Annotated in this window: 18 protein-coding genes; 7 read left to right on the top strand and 11 right to left on the bottom strand. The window is 71.4% G+C overall.

All coding sequences use genetic code 11. From position 1 onward, the window contains the following. Both IRZ18_03810 and IRZ18_03805 read right to left on the bottom strand, forming a co-directional pair. A partial coding sequence (locus IRZ18_03810; GenBank protein ID MBX5476232.1) for an ABC transporter permease occupies positions 1 to 866 on the bottom strand: 866 nt, incomplete at its 3' end. Between the two features lie 122 nt (positions 867 to 988). Continuing rightward, positions 989 to 2,605 carry an ABC transporter substrate-binding protein gene (locus IRZ18_03805; protein MBX5476231.1) on the bottom strand — a complete coding sequence of 539 codons (1,617 nt, stop codon included), beginning with the start codon at positions 2,603 to 2,605 and terminating at the stop codon, positions 989 to 991. Positions 2,606 to 2,798: 193 nt separating this feature from the next. On the opposite strand from IRZ18_03805, the gene IRZ18_03800 reads away from it, so the two are divergent. Both IRZ18_03800 and IRZ18_03795 read left to right on the top strand, forming a co-directional pair. Then, the gene (locus IRZ18_03800; GenBank protein ID MBX5476230.1) at positions 2,799 to 4,094 is read left to right on the top strand and encodes a YcaQ family DNA glycosylase; all 1,296 of its coding nucleotides are present in this window, start codon (positions 2,799 to 2,801) and stop codon (positions 4,092 to 4,094) included. Between the two features lie 25 nt (positions 4,095 to 4,119). Further along, a complete protein-coding gene (locus IRZ18_03795; protein ID MBX5476229.1) occupies positions 4,120 to 5,496 on the top strand; it encodes an MFS transporter in 1,377 nt (458 codons plus the stop codon). Between the two features lie 55 nt (positions 5,497 to 5,551). Here IRZ18_03795 and IRZ18_03790 read toward each other — a convergent pair whose 3' ends face one another. Both IRZ18_03790 and IRZ18_03785 read right to left on the bottom strand, forming a co-directional pair. Then, positions 5,552 to 6,859 (bottom strand): MFS transporter, encoded by a 1,308-nt coding sequence (locus tag IRZ18_03790; GenBank protein MBX5476228.1) that lies wholly within the window; start codon positions 6,857 to 6,859, stop codon positions 5,552 to 5,554. A 45-nt stretch (positions 6,860 to 6,904) separates the two neighbouring features. Then, on the bottom strand, positions 6,905 to 7,789 hold the full coding sequence (locus IRZ18_03785) for an HAD family phosphatase (GenBank protein MBX5476227.1): 885 nt from the start codon (positions 7,787 to 7,789) through the stop codon (positions 6,905 to 6,907). A 151-nt stretch (positions 7,790 to 7,940) separates the two neighbouring features. On the opposite strand from IRZ18_03785, the gene IRZ18_03780 reads away from it, so the two are divergent. Together IRZ18_03780 and IRZ18_03775 are read left to right on the top strand one after the other, a co-directional pair. Then, positions 7,941 to 8,543, top strand: a complete 603-nt coding sequence (locus IRZ18_03780) for a MarR family transcriptional regulator (GenBank protein MBX5476226.1) — start codon at positions 7,941 to 7,943, stop codon at positions 8,541 to 8,543. Then, positions 8,540 to 9,469, top strand: a complete 930-nt coding sequence (locus IRZ18_03775) for a complex I NDUFA9 subunit family protein (GenBank protein ID MBX5476225.1) — start codon at positions 8,540 to 8,542, stop codon at positions 9,467 to 9,469. Before IRZ18_03780 ends, IRZ18_03775 begins: the two co-directional genes overlap by 4 nt. 154 nt (positions 9,470 to 9,623) lie before the next feature. Here IRZ18_03775 and IRZ18_03770 read toward each other — a convergent pair whose 3' ends face one another. The 6 genes from IRZ18_03770 to IRZ18_03745 form a co-directional block, all read right to left on the bottom strand. After that, a complete protein-coding gene (locus IRZ18_03770) occupies positions 9,624 to 9,989 on the bottom strand; it encodes an SPW repeat protein (protein MBX5476224.1) in 366 nt (121 codons plus the stop codon). Positions 9,990 to 10,304: 315 nt separating this feature from the next. Further along, complete coding sequence (locus IRZ18_03765) at positions 10,305 to 11,225, bottom strand: SPFH/Band 7/PHB domain protein (protein ID MBX5476223.1); 921 nt, start codon at positions 11,223 to 11,225, stop codon at positions 10,305 to 10,307. Then, positions 11,225 to 11,647: an NfeD family protein gene (locus IRZ18_03760; GenBank protein MBX5476222.1), complete on the bottom strand. Its 423-nt coding sequence runs from the start codon at positions 11,645 to 11,647 to the stop codon at positions 11,225 to 11,227. Before IRZ18_03760 ends, IRZ18_03765 begins: the two co-directional genes overlap by 1 nt. An 88-nt stretch (positions 11,648 to 11,735) precedes the next feature. After that, positions 11,736 to 13,400: an acetolactate synthase large subunit gene (locus tag IRZ18_03755; GenBank protein ID MBX5476221.1), complete on the bottom strand. Its 1,665-nt coding sequence runs from the start codon at positions 13,398 to 13,400 to the stop codon at positions 11,736 to 11,738. Between the two features lie 105 nt (positions 13,401 to 13,505). After that, a complete protein-coding gene (locus tag IRZ18_03750) occupies positions 13,506 to 13,940 on the bottom strand; it encodes an EamA family transporter (GenBank protein ID MBX5476220.1) in 435 nt (144 codons plus the stop codon). A gap of 19 nt (positions 13,941 to 13,959) precedes the next feature. Next, a complete protein-coding gene (locus IRZ18_03745) occupies positions 13,960 to 14,922 on the bottom strand; it encodes a VanW family protein (protein ID MBX5476219.1) in 963 nt (320 codons plus the stop codon). Between the two features lie 32 nt (positions 14,923 to 14,954). Between IRZ18_03745 and IRZ18_03740 the strand changes: the two genes are divergently transcribed. Beyond that, positions 14,955 to 16,202 carry an MFS transporter gene (locus IRZ18_03740; protein MBX5476218.1) on the top strand — a complete coding sequence of 416 codons (1,248 nt, stop codon included), beginning with the start codon at positions 14,955 to 14,957 and terminating at the stop codon, positions 16,200 to 16,202. A 24-nt stretch (positions 16,203 to 16,226) separates the two neighbouring features. On the opposite strand, the gene IRZ18_03735 is transcribed toward IRZ18_03740, so the two are convergent. Then, the gene (locus IRZ18_03735; protein ID MBX5476217.1) at positions 16,227 to 16,694 is read right to left on the bottom strand and encodes an arginine decarboxylase, pyruvoyl-dependent; all 468 of its coding nucleotides are present in this window, start codon (positions 16,692 to 16,694) and stop codon (positions 16,227 to 16,229) included. Positions 16,695 to 16,863: 169 nt separating this feature from the next. Here IRZ18_03735 and IRZ18_03730 point away from each other — a divergent pair, with 169 nt between their 5' ends. Next, positions 16,864 to 18,546 (top strand): long-chain fatty acid--CoA ligase, encoded by a 1,683-nt coding sequence (locus IRZ18_03730; protein MBX5476216.1) that lies wholly within the window; start codon positions 16,864 to 16,866, stop codon positions 18,544 to 18,546. After that, positions 18,543 to 18,691, top strand: a 149-nt coding sequence (locus IRZ18_03725) for a hypothetical protein (GenBank protein MBX5476215.1), incomplete at its 3' end; no start/stop codon positions are given. The genes IRZ18_03730 and IRZ18_03725, both read left to right, overlap by 4 nt.

Genomic DNA, 18,691 nt, shown 5'->3' with positions numbered 1-18,691 from the left:
CCGGGCCAGTCGAAGACGGACTCGATGAGGAACGTGCCCGTCAGAGAGTACGCGAACGTGAGCGCCATCACCGTCAGCGTCGGCGCGATGGCGTTCTTCAGCGCGTAGCGGTAGACGACGACCCGCTCGCGGAATCCGGCCGCGCGCGCCGCGCGCACGTAGTCCTCGCCGAGCGTCTCGATCATCGAGGAGCGCAGCATGCGCACGATCAGCCCCAGCGGGTAGGCGGCAAGCGTTACCGCCGGCAGGATCAGGTGCGCGAGGGCGTCCTTCACCACCGGCCAGTTCCCCTCCAAAAGGCCGTCGACCAGGAAGGAGCCGGTGATCGGCCGCACCGGGTGGAGGAGCGGCGTCATCGTGTCGATGCGCCCGGAGAGCGGCAGGAGGTGCAGCTGCTTGAAGAAGACGAGCTGCAGGATCATCGCCAGCCAGAACGTCGGCATCGACACGCCGCCGATGGACGTGAGCCGCGTCAGGTGGTCGAGCCAGCGCCCGCTGCGCGCCGCGGCCGCGACGCCGAGCGGGATCCCCAGCGCCACGGCCAGGGCCATGCCCGCGACGGTCAACTCCAGGGACGCCGGCAGGAACGTGCGGATGTCGGCCGCGACCGGCTCGTGCGTGCGGATGGAGACGCCCAGGTCTCCGTGCAGGAGCTGGCTCACGTACCGGCCGTACTGCACGTAGAGAGGTTTGTCCAGGCCCAGCTCCACGCGGGCGCGCGCGATCTGCTCCGCCGTGGCGTGCGGCCCCACCCAGCGCGCGGCCGGGTCGCCCGGCGCCACGCGGGCGATGGCGAACGTCACGATGGTCAATCCCCACACGACGATCAGGCCGAGCAACAGTCGCCGGCCGATATACGCAGCCACGGCCGCTCACCCCCTATGAGATGCCGGCGCGCTCCGCCACGCTTCGCGCCGCCGTTCCGGCCGATGCGAAGCACCGGCCCCCGGAGCGGGGGCCGGTGCCCGCGCCATTCGCGCCCGTGCGCTCACTTCCGGTACGCGTTGTAGAAGAACACGACGTTCGGGTAGGCCGGGTTGTCGACGTAACCCCCGAACGACTTGCGGACCGGCCGGACGTAGTTCTGGTCGTAGATGAACACGGCCGGCGCGTCCCTGACCAGGATCTCCTGCGCCTGCGCGTACTTGGCCTCCGCCTGCGCGCGGTCGGTTGCGGAGATCTGGTTGGCGTCGTCGATCAGCTTGTCGAACTCCGGGTTGCTGTAGTACGCGAGGTTGAAGTTCACCGTGTCCTCGCTGTGGAACATGTTCCACAGGAAGCTGTACGGGTTCGCGTAGTCCGGCCACCAGTACATCATGAGAATGTCCTGGCGCTTGTTGGGATCGGTGGCCTTCGCCAGCTGCCACTGCGGATCCCACGGCATCGCCTGGATGTCCAGGGTGATGCCCAGCTTCGCCAGCTCGGCCTTCCAGAGCTCCGCCACGCGGCGCTCGTTCTCGTCGCCGGAGGTGTAGGTCAGCGTCAGCTTGAGGCCCGGCTTCACGCCCGCCTGGTCCAGAAGCTGCTTCGCCTTTTCGAGGTCGTCCTGGTACTGGAACAGGTTGTCGTCGTGACCCCAGAGGCCCGCCGGCACCGGACCGCGCGCTTGCGTGGCCATGCCGTGCATCACGTCGTCGATCACGCTCCGGTACGGGAAGGCATACGAGAGCGCCTGGCGGACGCGCACATCGTCCAGCGGCTTCTTCTTGGTGTTGAAGAAGGCCAGCAGGTTCTGCCACGCGTTCGTCCTCACGATCTCCACGTTCGGGTCGTTCTTCAGCGCCTCAAGCTGCTCGTACGGCAGCTGGTCGACGACGTCCGCCTGGCCGGCCTGCAGCATCTGCATCTTGGTCGAGGTCTCCTCGACCGGCTTGATGATCACCGTGTCGAACTGGTTGTCCTTCCACCCGCCCCAGTAGTCGGGGAACTTCTGCAGAACCAGGGAGTCGTTCTGCTTCCAGCTCTTCAGCATGTACGGGCCGGTGCCCGCCTCGTGCTGCTTGTTGAACCAGTCGTCGCCGTTCTTCTTCAGCACGTCCGTGTCGAACACGTACGCCGCGTACGGCGAGCTCACGATCAGGTCCATCGGCGCGGCATACTTGAGGTGGAACACCACCGTGGATTCGTCCGGCGTGTCGATGGACTGGATCGGGTCCAGGATGTAGGCCGCGCCCTTCCCGTGCTTCATCGTCCGCTCAAAGGACGCCTTGACGTCCGCCGACGTCATGGTCTTGCCGGTGTGGAACTTCACGCCCTTGCGCAGCGTGAACGTCCACGTGAGCGCGTCGGGCGAGCTCTTGTAATCCGTCGCCAGGACTTTGATGAAGGAATTGGACGCCGGGTCGTAGCGCAACAGCGTCTCGTAGAAGTTGTTCATGGCGATGATTTCGTTCGAGAAGCCGTCGCTCGGGTCCCAGAAGATCATGGGCTCCGTGGTGACGGCGTAGACCGCCACGTTCTCGGCGCCGCCCTGGGAACCCGACGATCCCGTGCCGCTGCTGCTCGATCCGCCGCCGCATCCGGTCATCAGCACGGCGCCGGCGAGGAGTGCCGCGGCAAGCCGCGCGAGCCGCCGCATCGTTCCGCTCCAGAGCTTGTCCAACACGCGATCGCCCCCATTGGGATCAGCGTCACTGAACACCACTTTAATCCCATTGAATCCGGTGGACATGGGGATTTCAAGATCATGGGAAGATTCTGCAACCATACAAGCCCCTGTCGCGTGTGGGCCGCCGGCCTCAGGCCGGCATCGGGCCTTTGCCGACGCACCCTTGACGGCGAACGTATGTTCGGTTACGTTGGCCTGGAAGGGAGAGTCGACGCTGAACGTCGGAGCACGGGTCCTGCGGCGGCTGTTGCTCTGGCGCCAGGGACTGTTGCAGACGGACGAGGTCCAACCTTGGCAGGCGGAGTTGCGCGGCGATACGGGGGCGCTGGAGGCCATCCGGCGCCTGGAGTGCGTCCAGGTGGATCCCGTCTCGGCCGTCGCCCCGAACCATCACCTGGTGTTGGCCGCGCGCGTCGGCGGGTACCGGGCCGCGGACCTGGAGGCCCTGTACCCTGTGGGGCGTGTTTTCGAGTACGCCAGCAACGCCCGCTGCGTCCTGCCCACGGAGGATCTGCCCACCTATGCGGTGGTCATGGAGCACTTCTGGAGAGCCGCCCTTGCCTCCCCGAACACGGACGTCGACACCTTGAACCGCATCGTCGAGGCCCTCGGGCGGTCGCCCGGGCAGACGGCGCGCCAGCTCGGCACGGCGTCGGAATTGTGGTCCGCGGGGTACATGCCGGCCGGGGACACGCCCCGCCCGGACGGCATCCCGCCCCTGGGCCAGCTTCTCCTGGGAGGGCGGGCCGTCGTCGCGCGCCGCGCCGGAATCGAGAAGGGATACGCGCTTCCCGAACGCGTCCTGCCGCCTCACATCTGGAGCCAGGTGGAGGGGGTCCGGGGCCTCCCCAGCCTTGCCGAGGCGCTGGAGGCGTTCCGTCGCGAGCTTCGGTGGAAGTACTACCGTGCCCTGCGCGTGTTCGACCTGTCGGACTTCCGCTTCGGCTGGACGGCCATGCCGGCCGCGGAGCGCCGCCGGCGGGCGGAGGAGGACGTGCGCCGAGGCCTCCTCCGCGAGATCCGCGTCGAGGGGCTGCGGCGGCCGTACTTCGTCCTGGCGGAGGACCTGGACCACCTGGACGCGTTGGATCGCGCCGACGTTCAGCCGTTCGTGGCCTTCGTCCCCCCTCTGGACAACCTCCTCTGGTCCCGCCGGCGGCTTGAGGACCTCTTCGGCTTCTCCTACACGTGGGAGGTGTACACTCCCAAGGAGAAGCGCACATTCGGCTACTACGCGATGCCCATCGTGGAAGGCGACCGCCTCGTCGGTCGCCTGGACCCTCGCTTGGACAGGGGCTCCGCCACCTTGCGCATCGAGCGCATCGCGCTGGAGGACGGCGTCGCGCCGGATCGCGCCCGCGTCCGTCGCCTGAGCGCAGCCCTGGACGCGTTCGCGCGCGCGCACGGCGCGTCCGGGTGGACGGTCGAGCGGGCGGAGCCGGATGCGCTTTTGAGCCGTCTCGCGCGGGCGGCCGGCCGATCGTAGCCCGTCAGGACGCATAGGAGGACACATGCGGCAGGCTTCTCGTCTGGACCCGGCGCACGTTCTCATGCTGGGGGCGGCGCTGGCGGAGGGCACCTTTGGCGCGACGTTTTTCGGGTACGGCCCTCTGTACATGCGGGAGACGCTCGGCTGGGCGCACCTGTCCCGGATCACGCTCACCACGGGCCTGGCGTCGCTCGTCACGTTCGTCATGGCTGCGGCGTGGGGCCGGCAGGGCGACCGGACCGGGCGGCCGCTCGCGCTGGTCGCCTCCGGGCTCGGGCTTGCCGCGTCGCTCATGCTCGCCCTGTCGCTGACGCGCGGCAGCGGGCCGTTCATGGCCGAGGCGGTGGCGACGGCCGCGGCGCTCGCGGCCGTGCCGGGTCTCGCGCCGGCGTGGCAGACGCTGCGCCATCCCGACAGGCCGGCGCAGGCGGTCGCGGGTTTCTATCGCGCCCGCACGGCCGGCTGGTTCGTGGGAAGCATCGTCATCAGCGTGTGTGTGCGCGAATTCAGCATCGCCGTCCTACCTCACGTGTTGCAGGCGGTCGCGGCAGGCTCGGGCCTAATCGCCGCTGGACTGTGGATCGTGCAGGCGAGGCCGGCAGCTTCACGCAGGTCGAGGCCGCCCTTGGACGCGGCAACGCCGGGCGTGGGCGCCCCCACGGCTTCGCTCGCGCGCGCGGGATTCACGGCTGAGCCGCAACTGCCGGCGGCGTCTCCGGCGACGGAACTCGTCCCCAGTGAGGATGCGGCATTCCGCCCGGAGCGGTCGTTCCCTCACGCCGCCGGGCAGGGCCGTGCGTGGCGGAATCCTGCCGTCTTGAGCGTGGCCCTGTACGTGCTCTTCGTGGCCTGCGCCAGCGAGGCGTTCTTCGCTCTCCTCGGCCCGTACCTCACGGAGTACCTGCACGGGTCGACGGACGACGTCGGCCTCACCCTCGGCGGGTCTAGCCTGCTGGGCATGGCGGTGCTGGGGCCGATCGGGCGGCTGGCCGACCGCTACGGTCCGCACCGCGTGCTGCGCGCGGCCGCGCTCGGCTACGTGATCATGTTCTCGCTCAGCATCCTCGTCCGCGACCCGCTGGCCACGGCCATCATCTACACCCTGCCGATGTACCCCCTGGCGACGGCCGGCGCCACGGGTTGGCTCGCCTACCGGACGCCGCCCAGCGTGCGCGGCGAGGCCGTCGGCATCTGCGAGGGCACGGCGGCGCTTGCGGGGGCTCTCGGCGCCCTGGCGAGCGGCGCCGTGGCCGACGCGCTCGGACTGGCCTGGGTGCCGGCCGCGTCGCTGGTCTCGGCCAGCGTGGGACTGGCGATCGCGTGGTTCCTCGTCGGCCCGAGCGAGGCCACGGGCTCGGCGGCGCCGCGGGAGATGCCGCGGCCGGCGGCGGGTCGGTAGGCGTCCGAACCCCCGGCAGGCGGGCCACAAGCGGGCGCGAGCGCGGACGGTGCCGCTATGCCGTCTCGCGCGCCGCCGCGCGGACGTCGCGCACGCGGCTGAACAGCAGGATCCCCGCGAGGGACGCCACCGCGACGGCGCCGAACAGGCCGGCGTCCCCCGCGCGCCGCGCGGCCAGCGCCAGCAATACCGGCCCCGCGGCCAGCCCGATCGTCCGGAAGACGGCGACGAGCGACAGCGCCTCGCCGGCCCGCTCGTCCCGGTAGAGCGCCAAAGCGATCCGGTTGAGCGGCGCGCCCATGGTGAACGCCGTGCCCATGCCGAAGAAGGCCATCGCCACCACGAAGCGCGCGAACGTCAGGTGCGGCAGGGCCAGCAGCACGCCGCCCACGGCGCCGGCCGCCAGCCCGATCTGCAGAACGCGCCGGGGTCCGATGCGATCCACCAGCACGCCCCCGGCACCGGCCAGGACGGCGCCGGAAACGGCGGCCGGCATCACCGCGAGCCCGGACTCGAACACGCTGAAGTGCAGCACGCGCTGCGCCAGGTCGGGCACGAACACGGCCGCCGCCATGTCGAGGCCCACGATCGCCGCGCCGGCAACCAGCGCCGCACCGGCGGCGTTCGCGATGGCGCCGGTGTCGAGAAACGGCACCGGGGCGCGCCGTTGCCGGTGCGCGAACAGCGCGAAGAGCGCGACGGCTGCGCCCCATGCCGCCCAGCGCGCGGCCCCGCCGTACGTCAGGCCCAGGAGGACGCCCGCCACGGCGCTGGCGAAGGCCACGCCGCCGGCGACATCCGGCAGCTCCCGGCCGTGCCCAGGCGTCGCCGGAAGCGTCGGCACGAGCAGCAGCACGAGCGCCGCCAGGGGGAGATTCAACATGAAGATCGCCGGCCAGCCGAACGCCTGCGCGAGCGCCCCGCCGACGTTCGGGCCGATGATGCTCGCCAGGCCGAAGACGGCGCCGAAGATGCCGAGCGCCGTGCCGCGCCGCTCCTCTGGGAAGAAGCGCACACCCTCCGCCTGGGCGTTCGGGAAGATCGTCCCCGCCCCGGCGCCTTGCACGGCCCGGCCCAGAAGGAAGACCCAGAACGCCCCCGACCAGGCGACAACCGCCGAACCGGCGCCGAACAGCGCCATCCCGACGGCGAACAGGCGGCGCCGCCCGTAGCGGTCGCCCAGCGCGCCGGCGAGCACCGTGGCCGCCGCGTATGCGACCGTGTACGCCGTCACCGTCCATGCGTCCCAGGTGAGCGACACGCCGAAATCCTTCGCGATCAAGGGAAAGGCCGGGCCGATCACGCTCACGTCCAGGGCCCCGACCAGCACGCCCAGCAGGTACACCGTCAGAGCTCGTGCCATGGTTTCGCCTCCAACGCGGTGACCGGCGTCACCCGCTCGGTCCCCCTAACCCCCGATGACGCCGTGCCGTCGCAACACCTCGGCGATGCCGCCCGGTCCCGGCACGACATCGTCCGCCAGGAACCGCGCCGCCGGCACCGCGCGCCGCGCCGCCACCGCCACCGCCGCGTAACTCAGCATGGGCAGGTCGTTGATGCCGTCGCCGAAGGCCATGGTGGACGCCCGCGGGATGCCCAGGTGCTCGCAGAGCCACGCGAGGGCGATCCCTTTCGTCGCCTGGCGGTGGGTGATGTGGAGCACGACCGGGTCGTCCCGGTCCGGCAGCGCGAGGAGCCGGATCTCGCCGTCCAGGTGGCCGAAGGCGCGCAGGAGGCCGCGCACCGCCTCCCGACCGACGGCGACCACCTGGAACGGGTCGCGGTCGAGCGACCGGACGAGGCCGCCGACCACGCGCTCGAACGGCTGGAGCTCGTAATCCGGGGGCCAGAAGCCGGCGCTGGGGTGACGGTTGAACAGAAACTCGTCCTCGAGGTCGACGCGGACGGCGATCTCGTGGGCGTCGGCCCACGCGACGATCTCGCGCGCGACGGCCACCGGCAGGCGCCAACTGTGCAGGAGCCGGCCCTCGTGGTCCTGCACGAGGGCGCCGCCGGTGGTGATGGCCGGCACGTCGGGCCCCAGCTGCGCGGCGTACTCCCTGCACGCCACCCACGTGCGGCCGGTGGCGACGACCAGCCGCACGCCGCGGTCGCGCGCCGCGTGAAGCGCGGCCAGATCGTCCGGGTGGATATGGCCGTCCTCGCCGAGGAGCGTGTCGTCCAGGTCCAGCGCGATGAGGCGGATGCCCGGCGGGAAACCCGCTGCTTCCGCGGCGCGGCGGGCTTGAGCGGCTTGCGGCGTCGTGTCGCCGGCGGCTTTGGCGTCGTCCATGTCGATGGTTGCGTCGCGCGATTCGAGGCTCATACGGCCATGGTAGCAGAAACGACGCGCGCAATCTGCGCCCCAACTCGTCGTATCGTTTACACCGTTTTAAACGTTTCCTGCATAGCGTACAATGTCACCGGGATCGGAGGTTACCACGATGACGGACGCCACCCGGCGCGCGCGCGAGCTGCTCATCGAAGCGCTGGGCCGCCAGAGCGCCTTCTGGGGCCTGGGCAAGGCGCCCGGCGAGATCTACGCCGTCCTTTACCTCGCCGGCCGCCCGCTCAGCCTTATGGAGGTCGCGGAGGCGCTGGGCGTCACGAAGGGCGCCGTCAGCCTCGCCGTCCGCCCGCTCGAGCAGCTGGGCATGGTGCGCCGCTCGTGGAAGCGCGGGGATCGCCGCGTGTACTTCGAGGCGGAGACCGACTTCTGGCGCATTGGCCTCGCCGCGCTGAGCCGGCGCCAGAAGCCGGAGTTCGATGCCTCGTTCCGGCTGGTCGAGGAGGCGGAGGCTGCGCTCGCCGCCAGCGTGCCCGACCAGGCCGGCGAAGCGACCGGAGACGGCGGCCGGACGGGGGACCCGGAAGCCCGCGAAGCCCTGCGCCGCATCCGGGCGCTGCGGAACTTCTACCGTGCGCTCGACGCGGTGGTCGACGCCATCGTGCGCCTTGGACCGCGGGAGCTGGAACGACTTGCGGCGGCGATCGCGGACCTCGCGAGCGCAGCCGCGGAACGCGCGGAAGGGAGGACACAGGGATGAAGGTCGTCGTCACGGGAGCCGCTGGATATCTGGGCCGGCGCGTGGTGCGGCAATTGCGGGCGGCCGGGCACGAAGTGCGGGCCATGGTTCACGGGGCCGCCCCCGCCGGGGCTGCCGCTGCCGGTCCGTCGCCGGTCGGGGCCGCCTCGGGCGTGGAAACGGTCGCCGCCGACGTCCGCGACCCCGCCGCGCTGGAGCGGGCGCTGGCGGGCGCGGAGGCCGTCGTCCACCTCGTCGCCATCATCCGCGAGCGCGGCGACGCCACCTTCCACGCCGTCAACGTCGAAGGGACGCGCAACGTGGTCGCGGCGGCGGAACGGCAGGGCGTCCGCCGCATCGTGCACGTGAGCGCCCTGGGGGCGCGGGAGGACCCGAGCCTGCGGTACATCCACTCCAAGTGGCTCGGAGAGCGGGCCGTGCGCGAGTCGCAGCTGGAATGGACGGTGCTTCGCCCGTCCGTCATGTTCGGCGAGGGCTTCGGGTTCCTCGACCGCCTTGTGCAGTCGATCCGCATGGCGCCGCCGCCGATCGTGCCCCTGCCGGCGGGCGGCCGCACCCGGTTCCAGCCGATCGCCGCCGATGACGTGGCGCGTTGCGTCGTCGCCGCCCTGTCCGGCGGTTCGCACGCCGGGCGCGTGTATGAGATCGGCGGCCCGGAGCGGCTCACCTACCGCGAGATCCTGGAACGCGTGATGCAGGCGCTGGGCGTCCGCCGGATTCCCGTCCCCGTGCCGATGGCGCTGATGAAACCCGTCGTGCCGGTGATGGCGCGCCTCCTGCCGGATCCGCCCGTCACCCCGGAAGAGCTGGCGCAGCTGGCCCACGACAACGTGACGGACCCCGACTCCGTCCGCAGGGCTTTCGGTTTTGAGCCGCAGGCCATGACGCCCGACGCCATCGCGTACCTGAAGAACGCGCGAGGGTGAAAAAAAACGGGCAGGAGGCCAACGCCTCCTGCCCGCGCCCTGCGAAATGCTGGGCCCGATGACGCCGACGAGAACCCGCCCGTCGCCGGGGCACGGGCCGCCTCGGCGCGTCGCGCGCCATCCAGTGAAGGCGCCCGGCCCGCGGCGACCGTCCTCAGGACGAGGACGACTCCGACGACCGTTCCGTCGGCGCCAGCGCCGTCCACGCCGCCGCAATGGCGCCGACCGCGCCGGCGATGAACGTCACCCAGGTATCCGTGGTCAGGTGCGTGAAGCCGAGCACCCACGGAGAGACGGCCAGCCACGCGCTGAACAGCGCGGCGAGCCACTCGCGCCACGTCGACTCCCGCACGGAATCGAGCGCGGTCCAGGCGCCCGCGATCAGCGTCAGGAGACCGAACACAAGGTCGTTCCAGAAGACCCCGCTATCGTTCTCGGCCGACGGCAGCGCCCACGCGCTGATCACGAACCACGCGCCAACCAGAGCCGTCAGCCACTCGCGCCAAGTCGTCCGCTGCATACGTTTCACCTCCGAACCACTGGACCGTCCCGGAACCGGGATGATGCGGAGGTATTTGGAATGATCCGGAGAACCGGCCAGGGATTTCCGACCGGTTCTGGCTGTATTATGTAACCTTCGTCGGCCGAGCGGAAGGCCGCCCGTCCAATGGGGGCCGAACAGAAGGGCCGGCAGACCCCATCCTCCGGAGCCTGCCGGCCACGTTTCTCATCCGCGCTCGCTCGTGCTCACTCCGCCGCGCCCGCTCACGACCGCCTTCCGCGACCGGTCATCGCCCGGCCCACCGCTTGGCCGGCGACGCAGCGGCGGACGGGGTCACTCGCCCTTGGCGGGCGCCGCCTCCCCCTGACGTTGGAACACCTCGCCCAGCGCGCCCACGGCGCCGAGGACATTCATGAGGTCCGACGGGATGAAGATCTTCGTCGCCTTGCCGTCCGCCACGGCGCGCAGCGCGTCCAGCGCCTGCAGCGCCAGCACGGCCTGGTCCGCGCCCGCTTCCCGCAACAGGCGCAAGCCTTCCGCCTGCGCCTGGCGCACGCGGAGGATGGCCTGCGCCTCGCCTTCCGCCTCCAGCACCTGCCGCTCCTTGGCCGCTTCGGCCGCCAGCACGACGGCCTGCTTCTCGCCCTCCGCCCGCAGGATGGCCGACTGCTTCGCGGCCTCCGCCGCGGTGACCGTCGCGCGGCGTTCACGCTCGGCCTTCATCTGCATCTCCATCGCGTGCTGGATCTCCGCGGGCGGCTCGATGGCGCGCAGCTCCACGCGGTTGACCTTCACGCCCCACTTGTCGGCCACCTCGTCGAGGTGGATGCGCAGCTTGGCGTTGATCTGCTCGCGCGAGGTGAGCATCTCGTCCAGGGTGAGGTCGCCGGCGACGTTGCGGAGCGTCGTCTGGATGAGCCGCTCGATGGCGACGTGGTAGTTGCTGATCTCGTACACGGCCCGTTTCGGGTCGACGACCTGGATGTACGCGATGGTGTCGACCTGGACCGTCACGTTGTCCTCCGTGATGACGGGTACCTTCTGGAACTCGACCGGCTGCTCCCGCAAGTCCAGCACCGCCCGCACGGAGTCGATGAACGGCACGATGATGTGCAGGCCCGGGCCGAGTGTCGTGTGGTAGCGGCCCAGCCGCTGGATGATGACGGCCGTCGCCTGCTCCACGATCCGGATGGACCGCGTGAGCAGCGCGATGGCGAAGAGGGCCACGATCACGGAAAGGATGGTCGCAAACATCAGGCGTCTCTCCTCACGAACAGCGTGATGCCCTCGATGGATTCGACGACGACGCGCGTATCCTTCGCGAGCGGCTCGTCGGCGCGGGCCGCCCAGTCGTCGCCGCCGACGCGGACGCGACCGCCCTTGAGCGGGTCGATCGGCCGCGTCACGTACCCGACCGCGCCGATCAACGCCTCCGCGTTGGTCGGCCCGCCCTTGGCCTGCACCTTGCGGACGGCGAACGGCCTCAAGAAGAGGAGCGCCGCCACCGCCGCGACGGCGAACGCCGCGATCGACCCCGTCCACCCCGCGCCGAACCACGCGGTCACGCCGGCCAGAAAGGCCGCGGCGCCGAGCGAGAGCAACACGAAGTCGAGGGAGAAGATTTCGAGGATGAACAGGACGATGCCCGCTGCGAGCCAGACTTCGGCGATGGTCATGCCTTTCACCGCCCTTCCCAAACCGAAGGCCGCTTCAAGTCTATTCCTTTGGACGCGGAAAAGGTGGCAGGAGTTTAGCGGATGGGCTTCAAGTTCGCGCCGCGCCTTCAAGCTCCTTGGAGAGTTCGAGGTTCGCGCGGTAATCGATGGGCACCTCGATGATCGTGGACCGGTCCGCCGTCGCCGCCTTTTCAAGCAGCGCGGCGATGGACCCCGCCGTGTCCGCGTACGCGTAATGCGCGCCAAAGGCCTCGGCCAGCCGGGCCAGGTCCGGGTTGTCGAACGAGGTTCCAAAGGATCGGCCAAACTTCAGCTCCTGTTTCCAGCTGATGAGCCCGTAGCCCCCGTCCGCCCACACGATGACGGTCACCGGCGTCGCCAGGCGGCGGGCCGTCTCCAGCTCCATGCACGTCATGAGGAAGCCGCCGTCCCCGGCGAGGGCGATCGCCGGCCGGTCCGGATGCGCCAGCTTGGCCGCGATGGCGCCCGGAACGGCGATGCCCATCGACGCGAACCCGTTCGAGATGAGGACGGAGTTCGGCCGGCCCGTCTGCAGGTGGCGCGCCACCCAGACCTTGTGGGCGCCGACGTCCGACACCACCGTGGCCCCCCGGTCCATCCAGGACTGCAGCGGCCGGAGCGCCTCCCGCGGGTCCAGGCCGGCGCGCGCGTGCCGCCCTTCGCGCGGCGCCGGCCCGGCGTTCAGGATGCGCGCCTCCACCAGAGCCCGCCACGCCGCCGCCCTGGCCGACGGGGCGCGCCGCCCGACGGCCGCGCCCACTCGCTCGAGCGACGTCGCGAGCGCCCCGATCACCTCGGCGCAGGCGGGATAGTCCACCTCCGGGTCCGGCGGCGTCCGGCCGATGTGCACCACGGGCACGCGCCCGCCGGGGTTCCATCGCTCCGGCGCGTACTCGATGGCGTCGTACCCCACGGCCACGACGAGGTCCGCCTCTTCCAGCGCCGCCATCGGGTAGTCGCGCGACTGCAGGCCGACGGTGAGGAGGGAGAGCGGGTCGTCCGGCGGCAGCACGCCTTTGGCCATGAACGTGTTCAGCACGGGGATGCCCAGGTTGTGGGCGAACTGGCGCAGGGTCTCGGTGGCGTGCGCGCGGATGACGCCGTTGCCGGCGAGGATGACGGGCTGGCGGGCGTCCCGGATGCACGCGGCGGCGGCGCGGATGGCCGCCTCTGCCGGTTCGGGCGCGGCGTCGTCGCCCCTCGGCGCGCGCCGGACGGCGCGCGGTTCGCCGTCGACGGGCGACTCCGCCACGTCCTCCGGAAGCTCGACGTGCACCGCGCCGGGCTTTTCCGCCTCCGCGAGGCGGAAGGCCTTGCCGACGATCTCCGGCACCGTCTCCCCGCGCAGCACGCGCACGCTCCACTTCGTCACCGGTTCGTACATCTGGCGCGTGTCGATGGCCTGGTGCGACTCCTTGTGCATGTGGGCGAGCGCCGTCTGCCCCGTGATGGCGACGACCGGCGCGAAGTCCTGCGTGGCGTCGGCGACGCCGGTGAGCATGTTCGTGGCCCCGGGGCCGAGGGTGGCCAGGCACACGCCGGCGCGGCCGGTCAGGCGGCCGAGCACGTTCGCGATGAACGCCGCGCCGGACTCGTGGCGCGTCGGCACGAAGCGGACGGGCGAGCCGGCGAGCGCGTCGAGCACGTCGATGTTCTCCTCGCCGGGCACGCCGAAGACGTGGGACACCCCCTCGACTTCCAGGCAGCGCACGAGGAGTTCCGCGGCCGTCAGGCGCTCGGATTCCAGGCGCCGGCGCAAGCGATCGTCACCTGCCCGGTTGCCAGTATGCCACACGGGCTGCCGGCGCACGCCTGGCCGCTCCAGTGCGATCTCGACTCACGCGCCTCCGCCGACGGCCACCAGGAGAATGCCGAGGGCCACGAACAGCGCGCCGATCATCTGCGTCCACGTGTACGGCTCATGGAGGAAGAGGCTGCTCACCCAGACCGTGAAGACGGGCGACACCGAAAGCGCGACGGCCGCGCCGCCGGCGGTGCCCCATTTCAGCGCGAGGTAATAGAAGAGGTCGCCCGCGAGCGTGGCGAGAAACGCCTCGAGGCCGAGGTAGAGCCAGTCGATCGGCGCGATCGCCGCGAGGCGCGCGGTCCGCCCGGCGCCGACCATCCACGCCAGGATGAACGTCATCGTCACGATGGTGCGCGCGACCAGCCCGTCGACCGGGTGGATGTCGCGCAGCCCGAGCTTGCCGAAGACCGGCGCGATTCCCCAGCAGAGAGCCCCGAGAAGTCCCAGGAGGAGGGTGTTGTTCACGCGAGCCCGGCCCCCCGAATCAAGGCCCGTACTCCACGATCCGCGGCAGCGGGCGGTAGTGGTCGACGCCCATCGGCTTCGTCTCGGGCGGCTGGCCGGGCCGCTCGATCGTCACCCACGTGCGGACGGTGACGCCGTCCAGCCCTTCGCCGATCACGCGCTCCTCCCCGTGCGGCAGGGCCGGGTTCGCGCGGCGGATCGTCGGCGCCTTCTCGCGCGACAACTCCTGGTGGTGCCAGGTCACGACGGGCGGGTCGTACGACCCGTAGAGGGCGACGTAGAGCGTGTACCCCTTCGTGTCCGACCAGATGACGATCGGCGCGTCGCGGTTGTTGCGGAACTTGAAGTCCAGGGCTCCCCAGGCGATCGTCGCGTCGCGGCCGGGCGGCACGTAGGGCACGGGCATCCCGTGCGGGTGGCGCTCCACGACCTGCAGGTCGGCGAAGACGACGGCGTTGTACATCGTCGAGGAGATCTTGCACACGCCGCCGGCGATCGTCGGCACGATGCGGTTTCCGATGTACGTCGGGCCGTCGCGGTAGCCGCGGTTCGCGGTGAACGGTCCGATGGCGCGCAGCACGGAGAACACTTGCCCCGGCTCCACGACGTGGCCGGCCAAAAGGTCGGCGGCGAGACCGATGTTGTACTCCTCGTTGAACAGCGGGTTGGGCAGCGTCGTGCGGAACGCGGCGACGAGGCGGTCGCTGCGCGTCTGCGCGAGGAGGGCGGCGAGGCGCGGCGGCATCTCCGCCGACCAGGGCAGCTCGCCCTCCGACACGCGGCCGTACAGGCGGGCGTCCGTCTTTCCGGGCTGGTCACATTGGGCGTCGTCGCCCGGGGCGGCGGGTTCGGCCGGAGCCGTCGCCGGAGCGGCCGAACGGGGCGGGTGCGCGACGTTCATCAGCGCGGCCCACGCCAGGATGGCCGCGGCAAGGACGCCGCCAATGCGCTTCAGAACGCCGGCCCGCATGCGGATGACCAAATCCCCTCAGTCCTTTCCACGCCGACGCGCACATAGACCTCTATGCGAACGCGGGCTCCGGTAGGTGTGGGGGAATTGCCATCTCTGCGCTCAATCTGGCGGCGCTGGTCCGCGCGGCCGCGGACGTTCTGCTCTACGCCTATCTGCCGATCTACCTGTACACGCACCTGGGCGAGGACCGCTTGTGGGTGATCGCGCTGCTGCCGGCCGTGCCCGGGGCCGTCCGCTTCGTGACGGCGCCCGCCTGGGGACGGCTGGCCGACCGCCTGGGCCGCCAGCGCCCGCTCCTCCTGATCGGCCTGGCCGCCTACATGGCCGCGATGCTCCTGCTCCCCCGCGCCGGCGCGCCGCTCGACGCGGTCGCGCTGATCGCGGCGTCGTCCGTCTTCAGCAGCGCCTTCAACCCCGTCGCGCGCCTGTGGCTGACGCTGCGGGACCCCGGGCGCGCCCTCGGGTGCCTCGCGCGGTGGCAGCAGGCGGAGGCGGCCGGGTTTCTCCTGGCCAGCGCGCTGCTCGGATGGACCGTCGACGGCGACTTCGCCGGCCTTAAGACGTGGATGTGGATGGCGGCGGGAGCGTTCGCGGTCTGCCTTGCGTGGGTGGGGCGGGCCGTGCCGGACGTGCCGGTGCGCGCGACCGGCGGGTGGCGCGCGTGGGAGCGGGAGCCGGACGCGGCCGAGGGGCGCCGCGTGGGGCGCGACGGCGACGCGCGCCGCGCGGCCGCCGCCGGGGGGCGATCGCCCGCAGCGGTGCTCGCCTTCGTGCTCGTGGCGTCCCTCACGTGGGAGGCGGTGGGAGCGACCTACGGCGTGTACGTCACGCAGGTGCTGGGCGTCCCCGCCAAGGTCTACGGGCTGACGGTCAGCGCCTCGACGGTCGTGAGCCTCTGGGCCTACGGCCCGCTCGCGGCGGCGGCGCGGCGTCGCGGCGGCGACCGGCTCTTCTTGTGGAGCGCGGTCGGCTACTGCGCCATGTACCTGCTCATGGCGTCGCGGTCCCCGTGGGCGGTGAGCCTCGCCTACCTGATCCCGATGAGCGCCGTGCTGCGCACGGCCACCAACGCCTGGCTGACCCTTCGCGTCCCCGACACGGTGCGCGGCCGCGCGAGCGGCCTGCTCGACGCGACCGAAGCCTGCGCGGCGGCGGTGGGCGCCCTCCTGGGCGGCGTCGCCGCCCACCATCTCGGGCTCGCCTTCGTCCCGAGGGCCGCCCTGGCCGGCAGCCTGCCCCTCTTCCTGATCCTCGCCGGGCCGCGCGGGCGCGCGCGGCGGGAGGTGTAGCGCGCCCGGAGGGGCGGCGCCGGCTCAGTCGTACCAGAGCACGACGCCCGCGAAGGCGCAGCCGGTCCGCTCCACCACGTGCTCCGCCGATGCGACGCGGATCTCGGACGGCTCGCCCCGCAGCCGGTTGGCGAACGCTTCCACGACCATCCCCCGGACGATCCGTTCCGCGTCCTCCCTGGAGCCGCGCAGCGTGTGCTCCACGATCACGCCCGGCTTTCCCGGGGCGCCCAGGCCCACGGCCACCGCGGCCGCCAGCCGCGCGCCCCTCTCCGTGGATCGGATCGCGCCATACGCGATGGGCACGAGCGCCCCCGGGGGCAACGGGATGCGCTCGACCTCCCGGCAGCCGGGCGGCAGGATGCTGGAAACCTTGAGCAGGTTGACGTCGCCGACGCCCGCGGCCAGCAGCGCGGCATCAAAGGCCGTGAGGGGCTCACGGCCCTCCGCCGCCCCGCTCACCAGGGCGAAGCGCGTCGGTATGGGCAACATCGGCGTCCCTCCGCAAGTTCGTGGTTGGCGCGACGCATCGCGACGCGTCGGCATCCTATGAAGCCCCGGGACCGTGGGTGCAGCCGGCGCGGGGGACCGGGGACTTCGCAGGACTTGCGCACGAGGGTGTGGAATCGCGCTGCCAACTGGACATCGAGGAGGCAAAGCCATGGGTTACGCCGACAAACCCTGGCTGGCTCACTATCCGCCCCACGTCCCTCCCCGCCTCGAGTACCCCGACATCACCATGGGCCAGCTGCTCGAACGCACGGCACGGCAGAAGCCGGACGGCATCGCGGTCCGGCTGGGCTCGTTCCAGATGACGTACCGGGAGCTGTACGGCGCGGCCACGTACTTCGCCGCGGGCCTGCAGCGGCTTGGGGTGCGCAAGGGCGACCGCGTCGCCCTGATGCTGCCGAACCTGCCGCAGTACGTCATCGCGTACTACGGCACGATGATCGCCGGAGGCATCGTCGCGCAGGTGAACCCGCTCTACGTGGAGCGCGAGCTGGAGCACCTCCTGAACGACTCCGGCGCCGAGGTCATCGTCGCGCTGGACGCGCTCGTCCCCCGGGTGGAGGCGGTTCGCGGCCGCACGCGCCTGCGCCACGTGGTCGTGGTGCGCACCCCGGGAGCGGCGGGCGCGGGAGCGGGCGCCCAGGCCACGGGCGGGGCCGCGTCCGCGGCTTCCGGCGCCGCCGGCCCGGCCATCCCGTTCGAGGACCTGACGGCGCCGGCATCGCCCGAACCCGTCGCCATCAATCCGAAAGAGGACGTCGCCGTGCTCCAGTACACCGGCGGCACCACGGGCACCAGCAAGGGCGCGATGCTCACCCACTTCAACCTCGTCGCCAACGCGGTGCAGACCGCCACGTGGGTGTCGAACATGCTCAGCGAGGACAATGTCGTGCTCAGCGCCCTGCCGCTCTTCCACTCCTACGGAATGACGGCCTGCATGAACTACGCCGTCCACACCGGCGCGACGATGCTCCTCGTGCCGCGCTTCGATCCGCAGGCGGTGCTGGAGCTGATCCGCACCTGCCGGCCGACGTCCTTCCCCGGCGTGCCGACCATGTACGTGGCCATCAACAGCCTGCCGGGCGTCACGCCCGAGGACCTCTCCAGCCTCCGCGTGTGCAATAGCGGCGGCGCGGCCATGCCGGTCGAGGTCATGCGGGAGTTCGAGCGTCGCACCGGCGCCACGGTCGTGGAAGGGTACGGCCTCTCGGAGGCCTCGCCCGTCACGCACACGAATCCCACCACGGGGCTGCGCAAGCCGGGCAGCATCGGCCTCCCCCTCCCCGACACGGAGTGCCGCATCGTCGACGTGGAAACGGGCGAGCGCGACGTGCCCGTCGGCGAGGTGGGCGAGCTCTGCATCCGCGGCCCGCAGGTGATGAAGGGCTACTGGAACCGGCCGGAGGAGACGGCCGAGACGCTGCGCGACGGCTGGCTCCACACCGGGGACATCGCCCGCATGGACGAGGACGGCTACTTCTACATCACCGACCGGAAGAAGGAGATGATCATCGCCGGCGGCTACAACGTCTACCCGCGGGAGGTCGAGGAGGTGCTCTACGCGCACCCCGGCGTGAAGGAGGCGGCCGTCGTCGGCGTCCCCGATCCCTACCGCGGCGAGACGATCAAGGCGTTCGTCGTGACGAAGCCGGGCGTGGTGCTGGCGGCCGGCGAGCTCGACGCGCACTGCCGGGCGCACCTCGCGCCGTACAAGGTGCCGCGGGAGTACGAGTTCCGCGACGACCTTCCGAAGAGCATGGTCGGCAAGGTGCTGCGGCGCGTGCTGCGGGAAGAGGAACTGGCGCGGCGCAGGGAGGGGCAGGCCGGCGCGTGAAGGGGCTGGACTTCGGCGGCCGGCGCGTGGCGCGGGCTCTCGCGGAGCAGGGCGTCACGCACCTCTTCACCCTCTGCGGCGGCCACATCCAGGCGATCTACGACGGCTGCCTGGACCACGGCATCCGCGTCGTCGACTTCCGCCA

The sequence above is a fragment of the Clostridia bacterium genome, from assembly GCA_019683875.1.
GTDB lineage: Bacteria > Bacillota > Sulfobacillia > RBS10-35 > Bu92 > Bu92.
This window is presented reverse-complemented; position numbering and strand designations above follow the sequence as displayed.

Excerpts from the sequence above, each read along its gene's own strand:
- IRZ18_03790 (MBX5476228.1), bottom strand. The coding sequence starts at position 6,859 with ATGGCACGAGCTCTGACGGTGTACCTGCTGGGCGTGCTGGTCGGGGCC.
- IRZ18_03735 (MBX5476217.1), bottom strand. The coding sequence starts at position 16,694 with ATGTTGCCCATACCGACGCGCTTCGCCCTGGTGAGCGGGGCGGCGGAG.
- IRZ18_03785 (MBX5476227.1), bottom strand. The coding sequence starts at position 7,789 with ATGGACGACGCCAAAGCCGCCGGCGACACGACGCCGCAAGCCGCTCAA.
- IRZ18_03795 (MBX5476229.1), top strand. The coding sequence starts at position 4,120 with ATGCGGCAGGCTTCTCGTCTGGACCCGGCGCACGTTCTCATGCTGGGG.
- IRZ18_03780 (MBX5476226.1), top strand. The coding sequence starts at position 7,941 with ATGACGGACGCCACCCGGCGCGCGCGCGAGCTGCTCATCGAAGCGCTG.
- IRZ18_03765 (MBX5476223.1), bottom strand. The coding sequence starts at position 11,225 with ATGTTTGCGACCATCCTTTCCGTGATCGTGGCCCTCTTCGCCATCGCG.
- IRZ18_03760 (MBX5476222.1), bottom strand. The coding sequence starts at position 11,647 with ATGACCATCGCCGAAGTCTGGCTCGCAGCGGGCATCGTCCTGTTCATC.
- IRZ18_03730 (MBX5476216.1), top strand. The coding sequence starts at position 16,864 with ATGGGTTACGCCGACAAACCCTGGCTGGCTCACTATCCGCCCCACGTC.
- IRZ18_03775 (MBX5476225.1), top strand. The coding sequence starts at position 8,540 with ATGAAGGTCGTCGTCACGGGAGCCGCTGGATATCTGGGCCGGCGCGTG.
- IRZ18_03770 (MBX5476224.1), bottom strand. The coding sequence starts at position 9,989 with ATGCAGCGGACGACTTGGCGCGAGTGGCTGACGGCTCTGGTTGGCGCG.